The organism is Nitrospiraceae bacterium, assembly GCA_035623075.1.
GTDB lineage: Bacteria > Nitrospirota > Nitrospiria > Nitrospirales > Nitrospiraceae > DASPUC01.
This window is the reverse complement of the sequence record DASPUC010000029.1, coordinates 35,278-59,796: the sequence shown is the minus strand read 5'-3', so window position 1 is coordinate 59,796 and position 24,519 is coordinate 35,278. Positions and strand designations below refer to the sequence as shown.

Annotated in this window: 23 protein-coding genes and 1 other annotated feature; of the genes, 1 reads left to right on the top strand and 22 read right to left on the bottom strand. The window is 55.3% G+C overall.

The genetic code is table 11. From position 1 onward, the window contains the following. Positions 1–100 precede the first annotated feature (100 nt). From bfr to VEI50_10330, 10 genes are all read right to left on the bottom strand, one after another. Positions 101–580, bottom strand: a complete 480-nt coding sequence (gene bfr / locus VEI50_10375) for a bacterioferritin (GenBank protein HXX75522.1) — start codon at positions 578–580, stop codon at positions 101–103. A gap of 250 nt (positions 581–830) precedes the next feature. Then, on the bottom strand, positions 831–3,170 hold the full coding sequence (gene topA, locus VEI50_10370) for a type I DNA topoisomerase (protein HXX75521.1): 2,340 nt from the start codon (positions 3,168–3,170) through the stop codon (positions 831–833). Positions 3,171–3,258: 88 nt separating this feature from the next. After that, the gene (dprA, locus tag VEI50_10365; GenBank protein HXX75520.1) at positions 3,259–4,377 is read right to left on the bottom strand and encodes a DNA-processing protein DprA; all 1,119 of its coding nucleotides are present in this window, start codon (positions 4,375–4,377) and stop codon (positions 3,259–3,261) included. 98 nt (positions 4,378–4,475) lie between these two features. Continuing rightward, positions 4,476–5,987, bottom strand: coding sequence for an Rne/Rng family ribonuclease (locus tag VEI50_10360; GenBank protein HXX75519.1), 1,512 nt, complete (start codon positions 5,985–5,987; stop codon positions 4,476–4,478). A gap of 165 nt (positions 5,988–6,152) precedes the next feature. After that, a complete protein-coding gene (rodA, locus tag VEI50_10355) occupies positions 6,153–7,274 on the bottom strand; it encodes a rod shape-determining protein RodA (protein ID HXX75518.1) in 1,122 nt (373 codons plus the stop codon). Continuing rightward, entirely contained in the window at positions 7,267–9,147 is a 1,881-nt protein-coding gene (mrdA, locus tag VEI50_10350; protein HXX75517.1) for a penicillin-binding protein 2, read from the bottom strand. The genes rodA and mrdA overlap by 8 nt, the downstream gene beginning before the upstream one ends. A 28-nt stretch (positions 9,148–9,175) precedes the next feature. Beyond that, positions 9,176–9,670 (bottom strand): hypothetical protein, encoded by a 495-nt coding sequence (locus VEI50_10345; GenBank protein ID HXX75516.1) that lies wholly within the window; start codon positions 9,668–9,670, stop codon positions 9,176–9,178. A gap of 30 nt (positions 9,671–9,700) precedes the next feature. After that, positions 9,701–10,549: a rod shape-determining protein MreC gene (mreC, locus tag VEI50_10340; protein HXX75515.1), complete on the bottom strand. Its 849-nt coding sequence runs from the start codon at positions 10,547–10,549 to the stop codon at positions 9,701–9,703. A 13-nt stretch (positions 10,550–10,562) separates the two neighbouring features. Then, on the bottom strand, positions 10,563–11,612 hold the full coding sequence (locus VEI50_10335; protein HXX75514.1) for a rod shape-determining protein: 1,050 nt from the start codon (positions 11,610–11,612) through the stop codon (positions 10,563–10,565). 44 nt (positions 11,613–11,656) lie between these two features. Then, entirely contained in the window at positions 11,657–12,115 is a 459-nt protein-coding gene (locus tag VEI50_10330) for an RDD family protein (GenBank protein HXX75513.1), read from the bottom strand. A 230-nt stretch (positions 12,116–12,345) separates the two neighbouring features. Between VEI50_10330 and VEI50_10325 the strand changes: the two genes are divergently transcribed. Next, the gene (locus VEI50_10325) at positions 12,346–13,044 is read left to right on the top strand and encodes a SurA N-terminal domain-containing protein (GenBank protein HXX75512.1); all 699 of its coding nucleotides are present in this window, start codon (positions 12,346–12,348) and stop codon (positions 13,042–13,044) included. 85 nt (positions 13,045–13,129) lie between these two features. On the opposite strand, the gene queA is transcribed toward VEI50_10325, so the two are convergent. The 12 genes from queA to ilvN form a co-directional block, all read right to left on the bottom strand. Then, positions 13,130–14,149 carry a tRNA preQ1(34) S-adenosylmethionine ribosyltransferase-isomerase QueA gene (gene queA / locus VEI50_10320; protein HXX75511.1) on the bottom strand — a complete coding sequence of 340 codons (1,020 nt, stop codon included), beginning with the start codon at positions 14,147–14,149 and terminating at the stop codon, positions 13,130–13,132. Next, positions 14,149–15,309 (bottom strand): SpoIID/LytB domain-containing protein, encoded by a 1,161-nt coding sequence (locus VEI50_10315; GenBank protein ID HXX75510.1) that lies wholly within the window; start codon positions 15,307–15,309, stop codon positions 14,149–14,151. Before VEI50_10315 ends, queA begins: the two co-directional genes overlap by 1 nt. Positions 15,310–15,359: 50 nt before the next feature. Then, positions 15,360–15,614, bottom strand: coding sequence for a DUF2905 domain-containing protein (locus VEI50_10310; protein HXX75509.1), 255 nt, complete (start codon positions 15,612–15,614; stop codon positions 15,360–15,362). Next, entirely contained in the window at positions 15,611–16,636 is a 1,026-nt protein-coding gene (locus tag VEI50_10305) for an aspartate-semialdehyde dehydrogenase (protein ID HXX75508.1), read from the bottom strand. The genes VEI50_10310 and VEI50_10305 overlap by 4 nt, the downstream gene beginning before the upstream one ends. 11 nt (positions 16,637–16,647) lie before the next feature. Continuing rightward, a complete protein-coding gene (locus tag VEI50_10300; protein HXX75507.1) occupies positions 16,648–17,856 on the bottom strand; it encodes a hypothetical protein in 1,209 nt (402 codons plus the stop codon). 20 nt (positions 17,857–17,876) lie between these two features. Further along, positions 17,877–18,959, bottom strand: coding sequence for a 3-isopropylmalate dehydrogenase (leuB, locus tag VEI50_10295; protein ID HXX75506.1), 1,083 nt, complete (start codon positions 18,957–18,959; stop codon positions 17,877–17,879). Positions 18,960–18,986: 27 nt separating this feature from the next. After that, positions 18,987–19,349, bottom strand: a complete 363-nt coding sequence (locus VEI50_10290) for a cupin domain-containing protein (GenBank protein HXX75505.1) — start codon at positions 19,347–19,349, stop codon at positions 18,987–18,989. A 69-nt stretch (positions 19,350–19,418) separates the two neighbouring features. Beyond that, positions 19,419–20,966 carry a 2-isopropylmalate synthase gene (locus tag VEI50_10285; protein ID HXX75504.1) on the bottom strand — a complete coding sequence of 516 codons (1,548 nt, stop codon included), beginning with the start codon at positions 20,964–20,966 and terminating at the stop codon, positions 19,419–19,421. A 212-nt stretch (positions 20,967–21,178) separates the two neighbouring features. Further along, positions 21,179–21,415 (bottom strand) — a binding site (T-box leader). Next, positions 21,412–22,215 carry a CDP-diacylglycerol--serine O-phosphatidyltransferase gene (pssA, locus tag VEI50_10280; GenBank protein HXX75503.1) on the bottom strand — a complete coding sequence of 268 codons (804 nt, stop codon included), beginning with the start codon at positions 22,213–22,215 and terminating at the stop codon, positions 21,412–21,414. (Overlaps the previous feature by 4 nt.) Beyond that, positions 22,212–22,862, bottom strand: coding sequence for a phosphatidylserine decarboxylase family protein (locus tag VEI50_10275; protein ID HXX75502.1), 651 nt, complete (start codon positions 22,860–22,862; stop codon positions 22,212–22,214). The genes pssA and VEI50_10275 overlap by 4 nt, the downstream gene beginning before the upstream one ends. Before the next feature lie 14 nt (positions 22,863–22,876). Continuing rightward, complete coding sequence (ilvC, locus tag VEI50_10270) at positions 22,877–23,893, bottom strand: ketol-acid reductoisomerase (GenBank protein ID HXX75501.1); 1,017 nt, start codon at positions 23,891–23,893, stop codon at positions 22,877–22,879. A gap of 63 nt (positions 23,894–23,956) precedes the next feature. Next, complete coding sequence (ilvN, locus tag VEI50_10265) at positions 23,957–24,475, bottom strand: acetolactate synthase small subunit (GenBank protein ID HXX75500.1); 519 nt, start codon at positions 24,473–24,475, stop codon at positions 23,957–23,959. Between the last annotated feature and the right edge of the window lie 44 nt (positions 24,476–24,519).

The window sequence follows — 24,519 nt, the reverse complement described above, 5'->3', positions numbered from 1 at the left end:
ATCTTCTAACTCAACCGGCAACGGGAGAGAGGAGATGTTCAGCTGCAGTGAGCACAATCGCCGAGCGGAACCGTGATGATCCCTCTCGCCCAATATGCGCCTATGAGCCTTCTTTCTTGATTTGTTCTGCGAGGTAGTTTTCCAATCCGATTTGATCGATCGTTTCCATCTGGGTTTCAATCCAGTCAATGTGCGCATCCACATCCTCGGCCATGTCTTCAAGCATGTGGCGAGTCGTAAAGTCACCGACCTTGGTGGCGTGCACGACTCCGTCGCTTAACAAGACCAACATCTCTTGCTCCGCCTTCAGATCCAATTTGAACTGTTCCGGTACCGTCTCACCGACTTGAACCGTATTCAACCGCTGAACGTTGGGCACGCCTTCCAGATAGAGAATGTGCTCAATCAACTCCTCTGCATCTTTCATTTCATCCATGCTGCGCTCACGGACTTTGTGATGGAGACGTTCATAGCCCCAGTTCTCACACATCTTGGCATGCACGAAATACTGATTGATCGCGGTCAGATCCGCTGTGAGAATCTTGTTCAGCATATTCACGATACCTTCTTTTGCCTTCATGATTGTCCTCCCTTCAGCGGTTAGTCGTGCGTGCGATCGGACGTTCTATCGGTATCACAATTGCATTATCGATGCGACTTAAACCTTCGTCAACTTGGTGGACGCCGTCCTTTTGATTCCGTCTCTCAGAGTCAGATGACATGAATTCTCAATCTCGCCCGACTCGGCGAGTCCCGCAGCACAGAAAAAGCACGAAGCGCTCTTCAATTGACATGAAATTGATGTCGAAGGAAGAAGGTGAGAGAGGAGCTTATCCGGCTTCGCGGTAGCCGCAGTCTTCATTACGGCATTGAACGCTCCGCCCGGTCTGCTTACTGATTTTCTCCACGAGGAACGGGGCCTGACAGGTTGGACAGGTTTTGTTTACCGGGCGATCCCACAGCGCATATTCGCATTCCGGATACCGGCTGCATGCATAAAACGAACGACCTTTACGGGTGCGCTTTTGGACGAGATCGCCACCACAACCGGGTTGTGGACACTTCACGCCCAAGGCCAGCGGCTTAGTCGTCTTACATTCCGGATAAGCAGAACACGCGATGAATTTTCCGAATCGCCCAGTCTTGACGACCATTGGACTCCCGCATTTCTCGCATGTTTGATCGGTCGTAAATTCCTGTTTTGGCACCACTTTGATCGTGCCGTCCGGAAGCTTTTCGAAGTTTTGCGTATTCTTACACGGAGGATCATCTTTGTACCCCGGACAGGCAAGAAACCTCCCGTTGCGCCCCCACTTGATTTCCATCATACGACCACATTTTTCGCAGGGGATATTTGTCGGTGGCTCGACAGTATCTTTGGGACCCGGAATGGTCTTGGCTTTTTCCATATCGCGTGTAAACGGCTCGTAAAAATCACGGATAGCTGCCACCCACGGTTTGCTGCCTTCCTCGACTTCGTCCAACTCCTCTTCCATCTGTGACGTGAAATCGACATTAATAAGGTCCGGAAATCCCTTCATGAGAAAGTCGTTCACGGTCCGCCCGGTTTCCGTCGGAGCAAATCGACCCTCGATTTTCTCGACGTACTTGCGATCCTGAATCGTCGAGATGATTGAGGCATAGGTCGACGGGCGTCCGATGCCCTTCTCCTCCAACTCTTTGATCAATAATGCTTCGTTATATCGCGGCGGCGGCTGCGTAAAATGCTGTTTTGAGGTTAGACCTTGGACCGTCTCACCTTCCTGCGAAACCAATCGCAACTGCTCACCCTCATTGAGCACCGGTAACTGTCGTTCGCTGTCATCCTCGACTTCCTGCTCACCCTTCGGCTTTTGAGCGAAGAGTTCTCGATCGATGCCTTCTAGGTAGACAATCGTATGACCGGGAAATTTCACCACGGTTCCAGTCGACCGGAAGAGATACTTATCTTTCGTATTCATCGGGCTTGATTCGACCCGTGTGACGTCCAGAATGGCCGGGACCATTTGAGAGGCGATGAATCGATTCCAGATCAACTTGTAGAGATTATAGACATCCGGCTCGAGATATTGCCTGATTGATTCCGGATCGCGTGAGGCGGCCGTCGGGCGGATCGCCTCGTGGGCTTCTTGGGCAGCCTTCTGGGTCTTATAAATATTCGGCGTAGCAGGAAGATACTCCGCACCGAATCGATCCTGAATCATCTGTCGTGCATCAGTCATCGCTTCATTAGAAATCCGTGGTGAGTCGGTTCTCATATAGGTAATGAGCCCCGTCGCCCCCTCTGCACCGATTTCCACACCTTCATAGAGCTGCTGGGCCAATGTCATGGTCTTCTTCGGTGAGAAATGAAGCTTTCGCGCAGCCTCCTGCTGCAATCGGCTCGTAATGAACGGGGCCACGGGATTTCGCTTCTTTTCCCTTCGTTCGATCGACTCAACCGCGAAGGTTTTCCCCTGAATAGCCGTGACAACCTGTTGCGCGTCTTCGCTGGAGGCAATGGAGGCTTCTTCACCATTAATACTATGAAGCTTGGCTTCGAAGGCAGGCGGATTCGCTCCTGCGAGGAGCGCCGTCACCGACCAATATTCTTCCGCGCGGAAGGCTTCGCGTTCCTGTTCCCGCTCGCAGATCAACCGAACAGCAACCGACTGAACACGCCCCATGGATAAGCCACGACGTACCTTGTGCCAAAGCAACTGGCTCCCTTGATACCCCACGATCCGGTCGAGCACACGCCGCGCCTGCTGTGCATTCACGAGTTTCATATCGATCTGTCCCGGAGATTGCAGCGCGCGTTTGATCGCCGACTCAGTGATTTCGTTGAAAAGCACCCGAAAGACTTTTTCGTCCTTTTTCTTCTTGGCTTTCCCCTTCAATTCTTGCGCGATGTGCCAGGCAATCGCTTCACCCTCGCGATCAGGGTCTGGCGCAAGATAGACCTTGTCCGCCGCTTCCGCTTTCTGCTTGATCTCGGCTAACACTTTCGATTTACCCTTGATCGTCACATAGTGCGGCTTGAAATCGTGCTCTAAATCGATCCCGAGCTTGCTGGTGGGTAAATCCTTGACGTGCCCGACCGAGGCCATCACCGTATAACCCCGACCAAGATATTTGGTGATCGTCCGTGCCTTGGTGGGAGACTCAACAATAATGAGCGATTTGGCCATGAACACTCCGTCTCTGAAAGGTCGCTAGCGTATTATCCGTATCAAATATAGCAGACACATGCAACTGGGCGACTTCCTCCGGCGCCTCCTAGGTCTTCAGGTAGCGTTGCCCCGGCAGCTGACGCACTCGCTGTTGTAGTTCGAGCGATAAGAGCGCAGTGACCACTGCTGACGCGTGGAGGCCTGTCTGTTCAATTACAATATCCACTGAGGCTGGGATATACGAGAGAGCATCATACACGAGCGCTTCCTCTTTTCCCAAGTGATCAACGGTTTTCTTGAGCGGCACCGAATCGTGCAGTTTCACCCGGAGCTCCGGGTCCAACTGCGGCATCAATACATGTAACACATCCTGCGCCTGCTCGACCAATCCAGCTCCATCTTTCAGCAAGCTATTCGTTCCTCGACTTGTCTCTTCCTTCACGTGACCGGGCACCGCAAACACTTCCCGCCCCTGGTCCGCAGCTAACCTCGCCGTGATCAACGACCCACTGTTCATCGCGGCCTCGGTCACGATCACGCCCAAGGACAATCCGCTGATGATGCGGTTACGGCGCGGAAAATGATGACTGTGGGGCGACGTGCCCATCGGAAGTTCAGACAGGACGGCACCGTGTTCTTCGATTTGTTTCCGAAGGCGATCATGCTCCGGCGGATAGGTACGGTCAATTCCACACCCGAGGACGGCGATGGTGCGCCCATTCGCGTTTAACGCACCTCGGTGCGCCGCTGCATCAACACCACGGGCCAATCCACTGATGATCGTGACGCCTGTCGCAGCAAGATCGCGGCTCAGCTCTTCCGTCACGAGCCGACCAGAAGGCGAAGCTCTGCGCGCACCGACGATCGCCACGGCCAGTCTATCTTCGTCAGTCAAGGTCCCGGCGACATACAGGAGGGGCGGCGGGTCCGGGATCATCTTCAGTCGAACAGGATAGTCTCGATCCAAGACGCTAAGCATCCGTGTACGATGCCGTTCGATAGCCGTCCACTCGCGATCGATCCTCCGTCGACTGTGCGTATCAGGTCCCTTGTGAATGGCCGCGGCCAGTTGGAGACTGCACCCTCCTTCCATCAGTTCATCGATTGACGCTGCACATACGGCTTCTGGAGTCTTCCACTGCTGGACAAGTTTGAGCACTGTCGCATCTCCCACCCCTTCGATGGCTCGCAACCAGAGCCAGGATTCCAATGAAGTTCGGTTCATTCGAGGAGTCAACGTATGGAGGGCACATCCTCGCGGGAGTTGAGCAGGCACACCGCTGAGAGACTCGCCACGCTTCGTCTACTTCCAATAGCATCCATTTAGACCACCGTTAAGTCATACTGTTCCAGATGAAGCCGTTCATCCGGCATCACGATCATTTTCGCCGAACAGTCCCGTTCGAGAGTCTCGATTCCCTGACGTTCTTCATCTTGGAGTAATCCTGCAACGGTCGGATGCGCTCCGATCACGATCCGCTGCTGTTCCGCTCCCTTCCCGATTCGGCGAATCTCTCGGAAAATTTCATACGCCACGGTCGTCGGAGACTTGGTATACCCCCGCCCTTCGCAATAATGACAAGGCTCCGACAATGAGCGAAGCAGATCCTCGCGCACGCGTTCCCGTGAGATTTCGATCAATCCCAGATCAGAAATTCTCGAAATCCTCGTCCTCGCCTTGTCCGCCGCCATGGCGTCGACCAACGCGTGATAGACTTTGTCGCGGTTTTTTTCTCGTTCCATGTCGATGAAGTCGACGATGATAATGCCACCGATCCCCCGCAACCTGATCTGATAGGCTACCTCCTTGGCCGCCTCCAGATTGTTTCGAAGGATGGTTTCTTCTTGGTCTCGCTTTCCAACAAACCGGCCGGTATTGACGTCGATCACCGTCATAGCTTCGGTATGATCGATCACGAGGTAGCCGCCTGATTTCAGCCACACTTTCCGGCTGAGGGCGCGCGTGAGCTCTTGTTCGACACCGAGATGATCGAACAGACTCTCCTCCTTATCATAGTAATGGATGCGGGAGGTCTGTTCCGGTGAGAATCGCTGAACGAAATCACGCACCGCTTCATACTCCTGTCTGGAATCGATCCACAAGCGGTCGACCTTCTTTCCAAACAGATCGCGCACGACGCGAAAACTAAGACTTAAATCGGCATGGAGCAATGCCGGCGCAGCTAACTGAGCCCGCTTGGCCAGAATGTCCTGCCACAGCACGTGTAAGAATTCCACGTCGGATCGCAGCTCATCTTCCTTGACCCCTTCACTCACCGTTCGCACAATATAGCCACACCCCGGATGACGTACTCGTTTCATGATGTCTTTGAGCCGTCCCCGTTCCTCGTCTCGCGCAATCCGTCGTGACACTCCGATATGCTCCACGTTGGGCATAAAGACGAGATACCGTCCCGGGAACGAGACATAGGTCGTGACCCGGGGTCCTTTTGTGCCGATTGGGCCTTTTGAGATTTGGACCATCAGCTCTTGCCCTTCGCTCACCAACTGCTCGATGGGTTTCGAGCTCTGCCGGCGGGGCCGTAGCATATCCGCGTCCTTGTCGTCATCTTCATCTGTGTCCACCAAGGTATCGCCCGGCTCGGAATCCAACGACAAATCGGAGACATGCAGAAAGGCGGCCTTGTCGAGACCGATATCCACAAACGCTGCCTGCATGCCAGGCAACACCTTTGCTACCTTGCCCTTGTACACATTCCCAACAAAGTCTTTTTGCTTGGCACGATCCCCGAAGAGGTCCGTCACCACTCCGCCGTCTATGACAGCTACACGGGTTTCTTCTCGTGCGACCGAAATCGCAATTTCCATACTCATACCCTACTCCTTCCGTTCAGAAGGATGATTGACGCGACGTATCTGCCGAACGCGGGAGAGCCCGAGGTTCAGTGTGTCTTGTTATGATGCGTCGAGACAATTGTCCTTCCGATAATAAAAATGTATCGATGTGTCGGCTCCTCCACGGGACGCCAGACACCACATTCAATAAAACAAACTCAAGCGTCGCCGCTTGACGTTGAGTAATAACCCCAATGAGGCCATTGTCATGATGGTCGCACTGCCGCCGTAACTCATCAGCGGAAGCGGAATTCCGACGATCGGGAACATACCGGCAGTCATGCCGATGTTCACCACCACGCAGAAACACAACATGCAAATGATGCCGACCGCGAGCAAGGCCCCCAATTGATCCTTGGCTTTGGCCGCAATCTCCAATGACAGCCAGATGAGCGCGACGAATAAAAGCAACAAGGCTAGCACCCCGAGAAAACCCCATTCTTCCGCGAACACCGAAAACACGAAATCGGTGTGGCCTTCGGGCAGAAACTTCAACTGGCTCTGGGTCCCTCCGTAGAGACCTTTTCCCAACAGCTCGCCTGCGCCGATGGCAATTCTGGATTGCAACGCATGATACCCCTTGCCTCCAGGGTCATAGGCCGGGTCGACGAATGCCATAATGCGCTGTCGCTGGTAATCATGCAAGGAGCCCCACATCGCTTCCCAGGCGAAGGGGAACAACATCAGCGAAAACAAGAGAATGACGCCCAGCGCCTGAGACCGCATACCAACGATCAACAACATCGCAGCATACACTGCTAGAAAGCTGAGCCCGCTTCCCAGATCCGGCTGTTTCAGAATAAGCAATAGTCCGGGCAACATCAACAATCCCGGCATCACCACACGTTGCAACCACCCGACGCGAGGCACTTTGGAGTAGTAGTGGGCCAGCACGAGAATCAGGATCAGTTTGGCAAATTCCGACGGTTGAAACGCGAATGGCCCGATTGGAATCCACCGTTGTGCTCCCCGACTTGTTTTTCCTTCGACCAACACCACCGCCAACAAGACGAGGATGATGGCGTAGGCAGGATAGGCCAAGCGGGCAATCCGATGATAGTCCCATACCAGCATGACGAAGAAGGCGACCGTGCCCAGCAGAATCCAGATGATCTGCTTGGCAAAAAACGGGAGCCCCGGCCCTGTCTGGTCATGCGTTACGCTGAAGATTGAGAGCACTCCGATGGACAGAATCAGAAACACGAGAGCAATGAAGCGGATGTCAAAATTGTCGACTCTCCGTGTATCCATCATCCGATCAATCATGAGTCACAACCTCGGCGATGGAAGCTGTAGGAACAGACTCAGCCTTTGCTGCCAGAGTCGGCGGCTGAGACCAGAGCTTCGCATGCAATTCAATCAGTTCTTTGGCCAACGGTGCCGCAGCCGATCCCCCGTGCCCCATATGTTCTGCCAACACGGCGACAGCGATTTTCGGGGACTCTACCGGTGCAAATGCCACAAACCAGGCATGGTCACGCAACTTCTTGGGAATGTCCTTCTCGGGACCGGTCCGGAGTGCTGCCGTTTGGGCTGTTCCGGTTTTTCCTGCAATCGCCACGACGGAAGATTTGGCCCTGGTTCCTGTCCCCTCCTTGACCACGCCGGCTAAGGCATCTTGAATGAGTTCGAGCGCTTGAGGCTTGACCGGCAATTTCCGTTTAGGAGCAGACGGCAGCTGCTGCAACTGGCTCGATGTTCGATCCATAATCCCCTGAACCAACCGGGGCCGGTACATCACACCGTTGTTCGCGACTGTCCCGATTAAGCTCGCCATCTGCAATGGTGTGACGGTCACATACCCCTGCCCGATGGAGGCGGAGATCGTTTCGCCCGGCAACCACGGTTCATGCTTCGCTTTCTGCTTCCAGTCCGTGGAAGGAACGATACCGACTCGCTCGGAGGGCAGCTCGACCCCAGTCTCTTCGCCCAGACCGAACTGGTGGGCATAGGAGGCAATCGTATCGATGCCCATCCGTTGCCCGACGGTGTAGAAGTATACGTCACACGAGTGGACCAGGGCTTGATGAAGGTTGACAGATCCATGACCTCCGGCTTTCCAATCTCGATAGACACGTTTTCCAAACTGGTACCCGCCGTTGCATTGTACGGTGCTCGAAGGACTCACAGTCTTCGTTTCCAACGCCGCCGCAGCCATCAAGATTTTAAACGTCGATCCAGGTGGATACTGTCCCTGCGAGGCCCGATTGTTCAAGGGGCGACCCTCATCCTGAACGATCTCCACCCACTGTTTTGGCGTCAGTTCCCGTGAGAGGACATTCGGGTCAAACGCCGGCCGGCTGGCCATCGCGAGGATATCCCCGTTGGTCGGATCAAGCGCCACAATGGCGCCGGATTCCTCTCCCAAGAGCTTTTCCGCCAGAGCCTGGAGTCTGAGATCTATCGTTAGATAGAGATCGTTCCCGGCCTGCGGCTGGTCGACGACGACCGTCCGCTTCTCATGGCCCAATGCATCGACCTCGACGCTCTTCAATCCGGCCAGTCCTCGCACATGCCGATCAAAAAATTTTTCCACTCCGTATTGTCCGACGATACTCCCTTGATGAAGATCGGCATATTCCGGCCTCTCCAATTGTTCAGCCGACACTTCTCCGACGTACCCCAAAAGATGCGCGGCCGTGACGCCGCCAGGATAATTCCGTTGCGATTCGACTTGGATCATGACGCCAGGCAAGTCCAACCGGTGAGATTCGATGAGCGTCGCCTCGCGAAGCGTCAGCCGATCCTTGATTTTTCGAGGAAGCTGCTTTCCACCACGACCGGCGAGTTTCTTCTGTACGACTGCAGGATCCAATCCGATGAGATTCGTCAGCGCATCGATTAAGGCATCGCGGTCTTTCACATCTTCAAGCGACACATAAAGACTGAAACTCGGGACATTGTTCGCCAACAAGACACCTTGTCGGTCGTAGATAAGACCGCGAGCCGGTTCCAGCGTAACCGAACGAGTGCGATTGTTTTCCGACAGGTCTCGATAATACGGGCCTTCTCGGATCTGCAGGTGCCAAAGTCGGAAGGCTAACAAGCCGACGACGAGTAACAGGCCGACTCGCAGGACAGCCAATCGTCGTTGCACCTCTCCTAATTCCGAATCCTGAAATCCGATGCTCGCCATCATTCGGCCCGCTGTTGATCACGCGCCATCGCTAGTACCGAGACGCCATGCTGAATCGATCCCTGATGAACCACTCGGACCCGAGCCAATATATTCCTGCCGCAAGAAGAGCGTCATAACAGGCCTGCGGAAGCATGATTGACCACACCCGCCACCATGACCCGGAAAGGGATGTGAGAGTGAGGATCTCTACGAGGCCGCTCAGGCACGATAAGGCAAAGACCCCAATTCCCATGAGCGTGGGCGATACATGAGCGAGATGCCGTCCCATCATCCCAGCACAAAATCCGGCTCCTCCCTTTGTCACAAGACTGATCCACAATTCACCGGCCGAAAAGAGATTTAATGCCCACCCGATTACAAGTCCGACAACCACACCCTGGAGTTCGCCTGTGAACAAGCCAACAAAGCAGGCGGCTATGAGTCCCATATCCGGTTTGATCTCCCAGACTGTCACGTGGAGTAGGAGCGTCGCTTGGAGTGGAATGAGAAGCAAGACCAATCCGCTATAGATCAAGACATTCATGGTGATGGCTCAGGACTTCTTGTCGCTCCTTCAATCCGAACTGGAGGACTGGCCGCGCGGGTCCTGAATGACGAGCACCTCTTCGAGACGCCCCATGTCAACGTCAGGCATCAATTCTGCAGATTGAAAGAGAGCGCCTTCCGCTCTGTCGATCCCTGTAATTGTGCCGAGCGGCAGGCCTCGCGGGAACCCTCCCACGAGGCCGGACGTCACGACCCGATCTCCATTGCGGACAGTCGAGAGCAATGGAATGTATTTCAATCTGGCCAATCCCTGCTGAGTGCCCTCGACAATTCCTTCATCCCTCGTGCGCTGAATGAGGCCAGCGATGGCATTGTTGGGATCGGTGACCAACAATACGACTGCCGTCGCCCCGGTCGTTTTCACCACGCGACCGACGACCCCCGCCGGTGTCACCACGCCCATATCCGACCTGATGCCGTCACTCTCACCTTTATTGATGATCACTGACCGATATAGGTTGGTCGCATCTCGTCCGATCACCTGCGCCGCAACGATCGCAGACGGCGCCTGTTCCTTGAACTTCAAAAGAGACTTCAATCGCTCGGTGGCCGCAGCGGCTTCGCGAAGCTGACCATTTTGCCCTCGGAGGAGGTCCATATCCTTCCGCAACCGCTCGTTTTCTTCTCTCACCCCTTGCAGGGCGACATAGCCCGCCCAGAGTTCGGAAATCCCGTGATCGATCGAGCTAATTGCCTGCAATGGAAGACTCAACACTTCGCCCAGTGGACTGCTGACGTATTGTAACAACCCTTGACTTTGGCTGGGGAGCAGGAAGAGGGCGACCAATAGCAAGACAATCGACGCCAGCACCAGGCGTCTGGTCCCAGAAGGCGAGCGAAAATTGACCATCCACATGAAGGATGGAACCTTACCGGAAGGTGTTGGCTTGAGACATCACCGAGACTTTGGCGAGCAAATCGAGCTCATCGAGGATCTTACCGACCCCCAATACGACAGAAGTTAAGGGATCGTCCACCGTAATAATCGGCAGGTTCGTTTCCTCCCGGAACCGAGTATCCATGCCCTTCAGTAACGATCCACCGCCCGTCAGCACAATGCCGCGATCGATGATATCTCCCGCCAACTCAGGTGGGGTATTTTCCAACGCCACCTTGATTGCGTTGACGATTGTTCCGATGGGTTCCTGCAAAGCTTCTCGAACTTCCGCGTCGTCGATCACCAGCGTCCGCGGAATGCCGGAGATCAGATCGCGGCCTTTTATCATCATCGTTTTACGTTCTTCGAACGGATACGCGGACCCGATTTCGAACTTGATCCGTTCCGCCATATGTTCGCCGATCAGGAGATTATATTTCTTTTTAATGTAGTTCATGATCGCATCGTCCATGCGATCGCCCGCCACCTTGACGGATTCGCTGTAGACAATCCCCCCGAGTGAGATGACCGCGATATCCGTGGTGCCACCGCCGACGTCGACGACCATATTCCCGGACGGCTCGGTAATCGGGAGCCCCGCCCCGATCGCCGCAGCCACTGGCTCCTCGATGAGATAGACTTCTCGAGCACCAGCCAGTTCCGCCGAATCCCGGACAGCCCGCTGTTCCACCTGAGTGATCCGAGAGGGCACACCGATAATGATGCGGGGGCGTACGAACGCACTCCGATTGTGGGCCTTCTGAATGAAGCGTTTGAGCATCTGCTCGGCCATCTCGAAGTCGGCGATGACACCTTCTTTCATCGGTCGAACCGCAACGATGTTGCCTGGCGTCCGGCCCAACATCTTCTTGGCATCAGCCCCGACAGCGAGCACCTTTTCGGTTTTTTTCTCGACGGCCACAACCGACGGCTCGTTTAAGACGATGCCTTTCCCGTGCACGTAGACCAGTGTGGTCGCCGTCCCCAGGTCGATCGCCAGATCGTTGGAGAACCATCCGAAAATGTCGCTCGCAAACCCCACGGTCAATCTCCCTTCCGTCTCGATTGGCCCAGTTTCTCTACCGGTCAGTCAGGCAGCGCCAGCCGACCCGCATCGACGACCTGAGTGCCGGCAACCTCATCACCAAGCCGCCGTCCCTGTTCATTACCAACGACCAACACAGTTTCAAATGCCAGAATCGCCACCGATGCAATCCACCCTACATACGGGACTGCGAACGCGACCTGAGCGGCAGCAAACGGAAGATTGCGGATGATGGATTCCCGAAACCCTGCTGTTTCGCGTGTGCCGGGGAGGATCGTTTGGAGACCGATCAGCCGTTTCCCGATACTCTGCCCACCGGCAAATCCATCGGCCACCAAGACATAGGCTAAGCCGGCGAGGAATCCGATCGGAGCCAATACTTCACTTGCCGCACCAACGATAAAACAGTCGATGAGCTTGGCGATACACCGGTTCAGAACCTGCGCCTTGGGATAGACCGCAGAACCGGCCGGATGGATCCTGCCCACCTCCTCCGCCAAAGGCTCTCCTCGTAATTAGTGGCAAAGTATAACAAATTGCCCGATCGAGCACAAATAAAGACCGTTCTTTGTCATCTGGGCAAGAGCCCCGTCTCAACCAGTCTCCCGCATGCGTATTCACGGTTTGTTCGAACGCGGCGCAAACCGGATCGTCGTCCCTTGCGTTTGAAAAATTCCCTGAGTAGAATCCGCAGGCGTCGGCTCATCAGACAACCTGTGCGAGAGCACGCATGATCAAAATACTCCGGTACACGCACGATCGTTTTCCGTGGCTGTTGGCGGTCGCGATGGGGTTCATCGCGGTGACCTTTGTCGTAGGAATGGGTTGGTGGGGATTTGGTGGGCAATCCGGCAATGTGGTCGCCTCGGTTGGGGATCTCACCGTGTCCCGTGATGAATTCAAGCGCGCGTATGAAAACACCTATCGAGTATACAAAGAAAAAGTTCCAGGAGAATTCAAGGACGAAACAATTAAACAATATGTGGTGGAACAGCTCGTCGAAAATAACTTGTGGCTCATCGTGGCGAAGGAAATGGGCATGACGGTTTCCAACGACGAACTCCGCGATGTGATCACGAAAATACCGGACTTCCAAAGGAACGGAACGTTCGATTCGGAAATCTACCGCCGAGTGTTGGCCATCAATCATATGACTCCGTCGGTCTTTGAGGCCATGGAGACGAAAGACATTCTGACGATCAAAGCTAAAATGGTGGTACGCGATGCGGTGGCATTAACCCCGAGCGAACTAGCCGAAGCGCAGGCTCTCATGGTTCGGCAGCCGGAATCCGATCCTGCCAAGGCTACAGCTGCACGGGACCGTGCCGTGCAAGACATGCTGTTTCAGAAACAACAACGAGCGCTGACGGCGTACACCGAGGCTCTCAAAGCAAGACTTCCGATTAAGATACATCGGGAACTGTTGTAGAAATAAGCACGGGCCGTTGTAAGAGGAACCGGCCCACAAATTTGCAGTCTCCTCCCGTCAATCACTCACCGGGGCCTTTTGCCGCTTACAAAATCAGCATGGCATCCCCATAACTGTAGAATCGATAGCGGGCACGCACGGCCTCTTCATAGGCGTGCCGCAGCAGCGAGTTGCCCGCCAGTGCGGACACGAGCATCAAGAGCGTGGTGCGCGGTAGGTGAAAGTTCGTCAGCAGCGCGTTCACGACCTTGAACGAAAATCCAGGTACAATGAACAAATTTGTCTCGCCCTGATACGGCTGAAGCTTCTCCCCACCTTGAACAGCAGTTTCCAACGCACGGACAACCGTGGTCCCCACAGCAATCACTCTTCCTCCCTTCGACTTGGTGTACTCGATGGCCTGAATCGCTTCAGGCCCCACGTCAATCCATTCACTGCCCATCCGATGGTCTTCGATCCGATCCACGGTAACCGGCTTGAAAGTTCCAGGTCCGACGTGCAGGGTCACGGCCGTCAATCCGACGCCCCGGGTCTTCAATCGCCCGAGAAGCTCGGACGTGAAGTGAAGCCCCGCTGTGGGAGCTGCAACAGCACCTTCATCCTTTGCAAAGACCGTCTGGTACCAATCACAATCCTCCTCTGTCGGCGACCTCTTGATGTATGGCGGCAACGGCATGCGGCCATACAAGCGGAAGAACTCTTGGACGGCCTCTCCCGTCTCGATCCGAACGGTGGTCCGGTCAGCCTCACGCGCGATGACGACCACATGGGCGTCTGGACCAACCTCAATGATCTGTCCTGGCGTCAATTTGCCTCTGACCATCACCTCCCACGTGTGATCGGGCAGCTCCTTGACAAACAGCATCTCAATGGAGACTCCTGACGGACGTTTCCAACCCGCCACTCGGGCCGCACGGACTTTCGTGTCGTTGACGACCAACAAGTCGCCCGGATTCAACAGCTCAGGCAGCTCTTTGATGGAGCGGTGGGCTAGAGACTGGTCCGTCGTGTTAATGACCAACAGTCTGGCCCGGTCCCGAGGAAGAACCGGATGCATTGCGACGAGCGAGGAATCAAACGGGAAGTCGAACTCGGACAACTGCATCAGGAGGACGGCAGGGTCGGTGGCTTTGTCAACGCCATGTTTCGCAGTTCGGTACCAGGATAGTAATAGTTGAGAATAGTGGTATACGAATAACCCAGTTCGGCCAGTTGCTTGGCCCCCCATTGGCACATACCCACAGCATGGCCGGCTCCATAGCCCGACAAAACAATATCTTGACCGATCGAGTCGACCGTAAATTGCGTGCTCGGGACGAGCGAGTATCCGATCGCCTTCCGTAAATCTTCACCACGCAAGACCAATTCGCCTCCTGAGTGGAGGATTCGGAGCGTCGCCACACGACCAGCTCGGCTGAATGTCACCGGCGTCAGGGTCGCGATTGTTCCCACGGGAAAACCCTGTTGGCGCAGGTTCTGCTCTAGCGTATCGATCTTGAACGAAGCTTTCCACTGATAGAACGGCGATTCAAGATCAAAGGGACACTCCACGCCCTTCAGATAGGGAAGATCCTTCGACCAAACATTCATGGCGTCTTCGGTCAGCCCGGCAGCCGTGGAAGAGAAGGCCGCATAGATGGGCGCATTTTGATAGGTGATTACTAGGCCGCGCGTCGCTTCCACCGCCTGCTGCACGCCGACGTCGATGCCGTGTTTACCCCGATAGACCTGATCCTGCACCGTGGCAACGACGTCATAGTCCCGGGTCGCACTCAACATCTGCTGGTAGAGGGCGTAGGTCCGGGCCGCGACCGCCTGCGATTTGAGCATCTCCGGATGCCATGTCGAATTGACTTCAGCAGGCACGACGCCTTTCACATATTCTTCAAGATCCACCTGGTTGATGAGGAGAAACCCGTTTCCTTTCCGGACCAGGTGAACCAATCCGCTCACCGGCACCGTCGTCCCCGGATCGCTTCCGGAACCACTCATTCCATAGCCATTCCCCGTTTGCTTGCGATAGATCAGCGTGAGCCCTTGTTCTCCAGCACGAAGAGTCAGCTGCTCGGAGGCAAGGCGCACACCATTGAGCAAGAAGCCACTGCCGTTGACCGTAATCTGTGCCGCGGACTTGATGGCTTGTCCGCGATCCTTGGAGTCCGTCATCCAGATCGGCCCCTCCGCGCGGACATCCAGCCTAAGTACCTCGGCGGACAGCAGGACGCGGATGGACTGGGCCGCTGCCGTCCCGGACAAGGAACCCATTAATAGGACCCCGGCCACAAGGCCCAGCCCCAGCCCTCGCTTACCTCGACCTAGCGGCGAAATAACCATGATACTAAATAGAATACCAGACTGAGAACCGCACTGAGCACGAGGCTGGTAACTATTGGAAAGTGGAAAGAGAATTGGTCCCGCTTAATGGACACATCACCGGGAAGCTTGCCGAGCCACCCGAATAACGCACCGAGGCTTGGGAACCGGTCGCTGAACACGATCAACACGCCAACCGTGGCCACGGCCAACCCAATGGCGATCAAGATCCTGCCGAGACTTTCCCATTCCGTCATCGACCTCTCACCAAGCATTCAGCGATTTGCACTGCGTTGAGCGCCGCTCCTTTGCGGAGATTATCCGATACCACCCAGAGGTTCAGACCGTTGGCGATCGTGGTATCCTCGCGGACCCGCCCCACGAAGACCTCATCCTTTCCTGTTGCGTCCAACGGCATAGGATACAACTTTTTCCCAGGATCGTCATAGACGATCACGCCCGGCATCGCCGCCAGTGCTGCTCTAGCTTCGTTTTGATTCAGTGGCCGCTCCAACTCAATATTGATCGCCTCGGAATGGCAGCGCATCACGGGAACACGCACGGTCGTCGAGGTGACCCGCAAGTGGGGAGCATCCAATATCTTTTGCGTCTCGCGCACAATTTTCACTTCTTCCGAACAGTCTCCGCCCTCCGAAAATGATCCAATATGTGGTAGGAGATTGAACGCAATTTGATAGGGATAGACCTCAGCTTTCACGTCGCGAAACGACATCAAGGCTCTGGTCTGATCGAGAAGTTCATTCATCGCCGCCGAACCGGTTCCTGACACGGACTGAAACGTCGTCACGATCACGCGCTTGATCCCGGCTGCCTCATGAAGCGGCTTCAGTGCCATGACGAGCGGCGTCGTGGTGCAATTCGGTATCGAGACAATCCCGCGCGGGATCGTCTGCAAAGCGGATGCATTGACCTCAGGTACGACCAGCGGGACATCTGCCTCCATCCGAAAGATGCCGCTATCATCGATGACGACGATTCCCGCCGCGGCTAAACGCGGCCCGTACTCTCGGCTAATCGCATCGGTGGCAGAAATGAACGCGATATCGATACCGGCAAACGAGGAGGTCGTCGTCAATTCCTCGACCTTCCACTCCCTGTCTTGACAGGTCATCACTTCGCCGGCCGATCGTTTCGAGGCGAACAGGCGCAACGATTCGAGCGGGAACTTCCGTTCTTCCAGGATGTCGAGAGATTCCTTCCCGACCGCACCAGTAGCCCCGATGATCGCGACGACGTACGATGATTTCTTCTTCAACATGGATCCCGATCCTACGGCTGTTCGATTTCTCTGATGCGGTGATTAAAGGTGTCGGCCACAAAGAGATATCCGGACTGATCGATGACAATTCCAAAAGGATAGCTCAGACTCGCGTCCAAGGCGGAACCTCCATCCCCTCCATACCGGGCCGCTCCTTGTCCAGCCACCCGTTCAAGCTGTCCGGTGGTACGATTCCATCGCCTGATAAGGTGATTGTCCGAATCCGTTATGTAGAGGTTGCCTCGCAGGTCAAGGGCAATACCGGATGGGCGCGAAAGACTGGGGGAAGTAGGCTCAGTTGGCCCCTGATACCGATATTCACCTCCATCGCCCACGACGGTCCTGATCAGACCGGTCGCAGAGTCGACTGCACGGATCCGGCCGTTGAAGGTATCGGCGATATACAGGGTTCCATCGGAGTCCAACGCCAAGCCGCTTGGTCCAGCAAGACTCGCTTCGGTAGCGGGAATTCCGTCTCCATTATACCCGGCTGTTCCGGTCCCCGCGACGGTGCGGATCAATCCTGTGATCAAGTCCACTGCGCGCACTCGATTGTTGCTTTGATCCGCAACGTAGAGAATGTCCTTCTCGCTGATCGCCAAAGCCGCCGGCTCATTGAGCGCAGCAGCCGTCGCAGCGCCCCCATCGCCAGCATATCGTGATTGTCCTGTTCCAGCCACTGTCGCGATCATTCCATTCATCGTATCCACGCGACGAACCCGATGATTCATCGTATCCGCGATATAGAGATAGCCGTCCCGATCAACCGCAACAGCAGTCGGAAAATTCAAGAGCGCTTCGACTGCCGGACCGCCATCGCCACCGAACCTTGTTGCAACTGCGGTAGCGTTGACAATATATCGCACGGTCCCGCTCAGATCGGTTTGTTGGGCGAATTGATGAGACCCGGTTACTTCCCCATCAGCCAGAGGGTCCGAGCTTTCAATTTCTCCTGGCCCAGTCCCAATCCCTGTCTGGGGAAGGGCCGTCGCTCCTTGAGCAGACCCAGCCACGGTACTGATCAGTCCGGTCATCCGCTCAATTCGTCGCACCACGTGATTCTCGGAATCGGCAATGAAAATGTTCCCGTGGTTGTCGATCGTGACATGCTTCGGTTCATTCAGAAGGGCGGCAACCGCCGCACGGCCATCACCGGACCATCCGGGGTCCCCGATACCGGCGACCGTCACAATCCGTCCCACTTTGCTTGTGGTGCCCATTAGCGTTCCGTTACCAACCCTTAATTGAGATTTCGCAGAATCGCATCACCCATCTCACTCGTACCGACGACGCGGGCGCCGGGTCCCTGAATGTCCTTTGTCCGATAGCCGAGATCCAGGGTCTTTACAATCGCCTGCTCGATCGCCTCCGCTTCCTTATCGAGTTGGAAGGCATAGGACAGCATCATGGCGGCCGACGCAATCGTAGCGATGGGATTCGCGATATTCTTGCCGGCAATATCAGGAGCGCTTCCATGTATTGGCTCAAACAGTCCCACCTGAGCCCCCACGCTCGCCGAGGGCAACATGCCGATCGAACCGGTCAACATGGCCGCTTCGTCGCTCAGGATATCACCGAACATGTTATTGCACAGCATCACGTCGAACTGCCGTGGATTGCGCACGAGCTGCATCGCTGCATTATCCACGTATATATGGTTAAGCTCGACATCCGGGTATTGCGTCTGAACATCACTCACGATTCGGCGCCAGAGTTCGGACGACTCCAGGACATTCGCTTTATCGACCGATGTCACTTTCTTGCGCCGTTTTCTCGCAGCGTCGAACGCGACTTTTGCAATGCGTTTGATTTCCGCCGTCGTATAGATTTCCGTGTTGATCCCCCGCTCTTCTCCATTCGGCAGCTTCTCGATGCCTTTGGGCTTGCCAAAATAGATGCCGCCGGTCAATTCCCGGACTACGAGAATGTCGATTCCTTCGATGATCTCACGTCTCAAGGACGAGGCGTCGGCCAACATTGGGTATAACTTTGCCGGCCTCAGGTTCGCATATAGACCCAGATGCTCACGCAAGCCTAGGAGTGCTCGTTCTGGTCGCAGACTGTATTCGAGCCCTTCCCACTTCGGACCACCGACTGCCCCTAGGAGGACGGCATCACTCTGCTTGGCCAGGGCCAGCGTATCTTGAGGCAGGGGAACTCCGACCTTATCGATGGCTTGCCCACCAACATCGCCCGTGGCAAATTCAAAGCTATGGCCAAATTTCTCAGCCACGACTTTGAGAACCTTGACAGCCTCGGGAACGATCTCCCGTCCGACTCCGTCACCAGCCAAGACTGCAATTTTCGCTTTCACAGTGCCCATCTCCCTCTTGTTCCTAGAACCAACCCTCTACTCCAGAATCACTTCGTCTTCCGGCTTCCACGCAGGATCGACGAGGCAGAGAAACTCGATATCAATACTTCCGGTATTCTCCAGTGACTGGGTCTCTCCTGGAGGCACATAGAGCGTCGTCCCAGCCTCAACCGCGATGACCTGATCATGGATCATGAAACGTCCTTGACCGACAATGAAATAGTAGACTTCCGAAGAAGCCAAGACGTGCCGCCTGGACCGTTGACCTGGTCCCAACGTCCCATGGGCAAGGCTATAACCCAGTTTCAGCTGGTGCTTAGCTGGATGGAAGATCTCCCGTAGACGGGTATGGTCGCCGGCTAAAAACACTGGGCGCTCTAATGGTGTGACCTTGAACACGAGTGCGCCCTCTCACTCCTGCAGCAGCATTCCTCAAGTTATTCGCGCACTCTACCGTGGCGCCACTTCTCAAATCAAGTTCACCTTCTGCTCGCCTTGCGCTTGCTTCGCTGCCAAATACGCGAGCTTGTTCAGCGCGTTGAGGTAGGCCCTTGCCGATGCTGCGATGATATCCGTATCGGCTCCGTGGCCGGATACTGTGCGTCCATCCTCTTGAACTCTTACCGAAACTTCACCCTGGGCATCGGTCCCCCCCGTAATCGCTTTCACCGCATACATGAGGAGCTTGCTCTTTGTCTGAGTCATCGCCGCGATGGTACGATACACCGCGTCAACCGGCCCATCGCCGGTCCCGGTTTGTTTCACAGACCGTCCGTCTATTTCGAGTTCGACCATCGCAGTCGGTACACGATCCGTGCCGCTCTCAACGTGGAACGACTTGAGCCTCATCCGCTCCGCCATCTTCGCCAACTCTTCAGAAACAATGACTTCAATATCTTCCTCGTAGATCTCTTTCTTCTGATCGGCCAACTTCTTGAACCGTTCGAAGGCATGGTTAATCTCCTCATCCGTCAATTTGTATCCCAGTTCTTCGAGTCGTTGTCTAAATGCATGCCGGCCGGAAAGCTTGCCCATCACCATCTTGCTCTCGATCAACCCGATCGATTCCGGCCGCATAATTTCATAGGTCGTCTTGTCCTTCAGCAGTCCATCCTGGTGAATGCCCGAAGTATGCGCAAACGCATTCGCGCCCACGATGGCCTTATTGGGTTGCACGACCATCCCGGTAATCTTGCTCACAAGCCTGCTGGTCTTGGAAATCTCTTCTGAACGAACCTGTGTGTCGGCATGGTAGAGATCTTTTCTCGTCCGGAGTCCCATGACGACTTCCTCCAAGGAAGTATTGCCGGCTCGTTCGCCGATCCCATTGACCGTGCATTCGATTTGACCGGCTCCCTCAAGCACAGCCGCCAAGCTATTGGCCACAGCCAATCCTAAGTCGTTGTGGCAATGGATCGAGATCACAGCCTTCGCACTATTTGGCACCTTGTCACGAATACCCCGAATCAGCTGGCCGAATTCCTGCGGAATCGCATAGCCGACGGTATCCGGGATATTGACGGTCCCAGCTCCGGCCGCGATCACCGCTTCGATAACCTCATAGAGATAGGCCGGGTCGGACCGACTCGCATCCATCGGTGAGAATTCGACATCATCGACGTACCCTCTCGCCCGCTGGACCATCTCAACCGCACGTTTCTTCGCTTCCTCACGGGTCATACGAAACTGGTGTTTCAAATGAATGTCCGATGTGGAGAGGAAGGTGTGAATCCGGATTTTTGGCGCCCCTTTGAGCGCGTCCCACGCTCGATCAATATCCTCCGGGCGGGCCCGTGCCAAACTGCAGATCGTCGGCCCTTCCACCTCCTGTGCGATCCGCCTCACTGCCTCGAAGTCGCCGGGAGAACTGTAGGCAAACCCGGCTTCGATAATGTCAACGCCGAGATGCGCCAGTTGCTTCGCCACCATAATTTTTTCTTCTACGTTCATGCTGGCGCCGGGAGATTGTTCTCCGTCTCGCAACGTCGTATCGAAAATCCGTATCATACGTGTCATGTCACACCTCCCACTCGACAAGCTGCTCAAAAAGTTCTTGCTTCTTACCCGCCCACCCTTGGCGCGCCGAGACGCACCGTTTCCCAAGCAAGGCCGCAGGGAGAGAGAACCCCGAGGCGTACATGTTCGCTACGTCGAGGGGTTCGAACGACTGAGAACGAGGCAGGAAGGCTTTTTCAGCAGCTTGAAGCACAAAAGCCTCCATCCCATCAGACAGGGACGAAGGCTCTACGCACTCCGTGGTACCACCCTGGTTCGGTCATGGACGGCTGGTTTTGCCGTTCATCACCCTCGATTCGGCCCGTTACGGGGGCAAGACGGAATCCGCTACTCTCGGTTCACGGATTCGGCTCAGAGGCGAGTTCCGCGCTCAACGGGCTGGTTCACACCATCCACCAGCTCTCTTGTTTCCGTCCGAGGCGCGTACTATTCCTCGTCACAGCCACTAAAACTTCGGTTCGATAATCGACTGCTCGGCTCTCCCCATCGGACGCTTTCCGATCACTTTGGCAACGAGCCCGACGAGCCGCTCCGCCGGACCGAGCAAGGCATATCCGGCGAAGATTACAAATAACATAACTTGAGGCCACGATGCTACTAGCATCAGGGCGAGAATTCCCCACACCAGATAAGTGAAGTGGCGCCCGCCCCGAAACTTCATATCCTTGAAGCTGCGGTACTTAATCGTGCTGACCATTAAGAATGACAGAGATAGGGTAATGAACAACACGAGAATTGGCCTGATTTCTGCCCCCATCCGCACAATGTAATGATCGAAGATCACGAGCGATGCCACTACACCCGCTGCAGCAGGGATGGCCAACCCGGTGAAGTATTTGCTATCGGATAACGCCACGGTTGCGTTGAACCGCGCCAGCCGCACGGCTCCCATGGCGACATAGGCAAACATCACTGCGATTCCAAAGGTTCCTTGACCGCTCAACGCCCATGAATAAATCAGCAGGCCCGGCGCCACGCCGAACGATACCACATCGGACAGGGAATCATATTCAAGTCCGAAATGACTCGTGCTGTTGGTCAGCCGAGCGGACTTTCCATCCAACACGTCGAACACCATCGCGACCAGAATTGCAATCGCGGCCGCCATGTAGTTGGCATTGAACACGGACAAGATCGCATAGACTCCGCAGAATAAATTGCCTGTCGTGAACAGATTGGGGATCAGATGCATGGCATGCCGCTGCCTGGCAGCTCGTCCCATCGCTTGACGCAAACCGGCAGTTTTCATCGCAGCACCCCCACGATCGTTTCGCCACCCTTTACCCGATCACCGACTGAGACCTTCAAGGCTGTCCCAAGCGGGAGAAACGTGTCCATGCGGGAACCGAATCGGATGAGTCCGAATCGTTCACCCCGCGCCACACGGTCACCCGGCGAGAGCCAGCAGACGATACGCCGCGCGATCAGCCCCGCGACTTGGACACAGAGCACTTTCGCACCCTGCGACGTTCGGAGAAACAGAGCATTTTGTTCGTTCTTCAACGTCGCTTCCGGTTTGCTCGCCACCAGATAAGCTCCTGGCTGATACTGAATGTCTTCGACCACCCCTTCACACGGGACGCGATTCACGTGCACATCGAAGACGTTCAAAAAGATCGTGAGCCGAACACTTCGATCCTTTATAAATCGAGGTTCAAACTCCTCCTCGATGCTGATCACCGTGCCGTCGCCTGGCGCGACGACTAATCCGGGTCCTTGAGGAATGACTCTCGCAGGATTTCTGAAAAACCAGGCCGTGAAGAGGGTGAGCCCTCCGGCCAGCAATGCAACAACCGCCCACCCCAAAAACCCTGCAAGCAGTGTAACGCCGCCTCCGATTCCAACGAAAGGAATTCCCTCTTTGACGATCGGCACGCCGACGGCACGGTCCGCCACAGGCTCCTCGAACTTCAGTTCTTACTCTTATCGACCAGCTGGTCTTTCTTGAGCCAGGGCATCATCGCCCGCAACTTGGCTCCGACCGCTTCGATTGGATGGCCTTCGCCTTTGGCAAGCAGCGCATTGTAGACGGGGCGATTGGCTTGATTTTCGAGCACCCATTCCTTGGCGAATTGGCCACTCTGAATCTCGCCGAGGATTTTTTTCATTTCCTGCTTCGTCTGGTCCGTCACTATGCGTGGGCCGCGGGTGATGTCGCCGTACTTGGCCGTTGTGCTGATGGAATACCGCATATTGGCGATGCCACCCTGGTAGATTAAATCGACGATCAATTTCACTTCATGGAGACATTCAAAATAGGCCATCTCAGGAGAGTAGCCTGCCTCGACCAACGTTTCGTAGCCTGCTTGAATGAGAGACGTCAGGCCTCCACAGAGCACGACCTGTTCGCCGAAGAGATCGGTTTCCGTTTCTTCTCGGAAGTTCGTCTCGATCACGCCGGCTCGTCCGCCCCCGATGGCACTGGCGTAAGCTAATCCGACCTGCCGCGTGGTGCCGCTTGGATCTTGGTGAATAGCCAGCAAGCAGGGTACCCCGCTGCCCTTCGTATATTCTGATCGGACGAGGTGACCCGGCCCTTTCGGCGCCACCATGAACACATTCACGGTGGACGGCGGCACGATTTGACCGAAATGAATGTTGAATCCGTGGCCGAACGCAAGATACGCCCCCGGCTTGAGATGTGGTGCCACGTCCTGCCGATAGATCGCCGCTTGCGCTTCATCCGGGGCTAAGATCATCACGACATCGGACGCCTTCACCGCATCGGCCACCGGCATGACTTTAAGGCCGCTCTGCTCAGCCTTCTTCCAGGACGCGCCCTCTCGTAAGCCGATGACCACCTCCACACCGCTCTCTTTCATGTTCAGTGCATGGGCATGGCCTTGACTGCCGTAGCCGATGACAGCGACCTTCTTGTTGCGAATCTGTTGAAGGTCTGCATCCTTATCGTAATAAATCTTCATCATCTACTCCTCACTAAGACATGTCCTGTTGAGAATGCTGTCGGGGTCCCGAAGATCGTCGAAGTTCTATTCGCGAACCACCTTCTTGGGCTGGGCCGACACGGACCGGATCGGTTCGCGTGCAACAGCCACTCGGCCTGTTCGCGTGAGTTCCTTGATGCCGAGAGGCTGCAGTAGATTGATGATGGCTTCAATCTTCTTGGGATCGCCCGTCACCTCGATGGTGTAGGTCGCTGGTGTGGAGTCGACTACATTGGCGCGGAAGATATCCGCGATCCGCAAAGCCTCCGCCCGATCCTCTGCTCGCGTATGAACCTTAATGAGCGCCGTTTCCCGCGACACAAAGTCACTTTCGTTCAGATCAACCACCTTGATGACGTCGATCAACTTGTTCAGCTGTTTGACGATCTGCTCGATGATCCGATCGTCTCCCGACGTGACGATCGTCATCTGCGACATCGATGAATCGAGAGTTGGAGCTACCGAGAGGCTTTCAATGTTGAACCCTCGACCGCTAAAGAGCCCAGCGATCCGGGACAACACGCCAAACTTATTCTCTACGGTAACGGAAATAATGTGTTCCATGCGCGAACGGCGCCGAAGGCGGGTCTATCCATTCAACCTTCGGC

Coding starts and splice junctions, on each gene's coding strand:
- bfr (HXX75522.1), bottom strand. CDS start 580: ATGAAGGCAAAAGAAGGTATCGTGAATATGCTGAACAAGATTCTCACA.
- topA (HXX75521.1), bottom strand. CDS start 3,170: ATGGCCAAATCGCTCATTATTGTTGAGTCTCCCACCAAGGCACGGACG.
- dprA (HXX75520.1), bottom strand. CDS start 4,377: ATGAACCGAACTTCATTGGAATCCTGGCTCTGGTTGCGAGCCATCGAA.
- VEI50_10360 (HXX75519.1), bottom strand. CDS start 5,987: ATGAGTATGGAAATTGCGATTTCGGTCGCACGAGAAGAAACCCGTGTA.
- rodA (HXX75518.1), bottom strand. CDS start 7,274: ATGATTGATCGGATGATGGATACACGGAGAGTCGACAATTTTGACATC.
- mrdA (HXX75517.1), bottom strand. CDS start 9,147: ATGATGGCGAGCATCGGATTTCAGGATTCGGAATTAGGAGAGGTGCAA.
- VEI50_10345 (HXX75516.1), bottom strand. CDS start 9,670: ATGAATGTCTTGATCTATAGCGGATTGGTCTTGCTTCTCATTCCACTC.
- mreC (HXX75515.1), bottom strand. CDS start 10,549: ATGTGGATGGTCAATTTTCGCTCGCCTTCTGGGACCAGACGCCTGGTG.
- VEI50_10325 (HXX75512.1), top strand. CDS start 12,346: ATGATCAAAATACTCCGGTACACGCACGATCGTTTTCCGTGGCTGTTG.
- queA (HXX75511.1), bottom strand. CDS start 14,149: ATGCAGTTGTCCGAGTTCGACTTCCCGTTTGATTCCTCGCTCGTCGCA.
- VEI50_10315 (HXX75510.1), bottom strand. CDS start 15,309: ATGGGTTCCTTGTCCGGGACGGCAGCGGCCCAGTCCATCCGCGTCCTG.
- VEI50_10310 (HXX75509.1), bottom strand. CDS start 15,614: ATGACGGAATGGGAAAGTCTCGGCAGGATCTTGATCGCCATTGGGTTG.
- VEI50_10305 (HXX75508.1), bottom strand. CDS start 16,636: ATGTTGAAGAAGAAATCATCGTACGTCGTCGCGATCATCGGGGCTACT.
- VEI50_10300 (HXX75507.1), bottom strand. CDS start 17,856: ATGGGCACCACAAGCAAAGTGGGACGGATTGTGACGGTCGCCGGTATC.
- leuB (HXX75506.1), bottom strand. CDS start 18,959: ATGGGCACTGTGAAAGCGAAAATTGCAGTCTTGGCTGGTGACGGAGTC.
- VEI50_10285 (HXX75504.1), bottom strand. CDS start 20,966: ATGACACGTATGATACGGATTTTCGATACGACGTTGCGAGACGGAGAA.
- pssA (HXX75503.1), bottom strand. CDS start 22,215: ATGAAAACTGCCGGTTTGCGTCAAGCGATGGGACGAGCTGCCAGGCAG.
- ilvC (HXX75501.1), bottom strand. CDS start 23,893: ATGATGAAGATTTATTACGATAAGGATGCAGACCTTCAACAGATTCGC.
- ilvN (HXX75500.1), bottom strand. CDS start 24,475: ATGGAACACATTATTTCCGTTACCGTAGAGAATAAGTTTGGCGTGTTG.